Raw genomic sequence first — 244 nt, 5'->3', positions numbered from 1 at the left:
ATGTGGTGCTGCTCGATATCCGCATGCCTGGCCTTGATGGCCTGCAAGTCGCGGCCCGCCTGAGCGAGCGCGAATCACCCCCGGCGGTGGTGCTGTGCGCGGCCGAGGAAGAGTTTTCTGCGCAGACCCTGGAAGACAGCGGTGTGAGCTTTCTGACCAAGCCCGTGGCCGGCGAAGGCCTGCTCAAGGCCCTGAAAAAAGCCGAGCGCCCGAACCGCCTCCAATTGTCTGCCCTGACTCAGCC

1 protein-coding gene is annotated in these 244 nt (G+C 64.8%); it reads left to right on the top strand.

Translation table 11 applies throughout. The annotated features are described in order from the left end of the window. A partial coding sequence (locus tag HU765_RS26700; RefSeq protein ID WP_186624101.1) for a response regulator occupies nucleotides 1-244 on the top strand: 244 nt, incomplete at both ends.

The sequence above is a fragment of the Pseudomonas sp. SWRI81 genome, assembly GCF_014268545.1.
Lineage (GTDB): Bacteria > Pseudomonadota > Gammaproteobacteria > Pseudomonadales > Pseudomonadaceae > Aquipseudomonas > Aquipseudomonas hamedanensis.
This window is presented reverse-complemented; position numbering and strand designations above follow the sequence as displayed.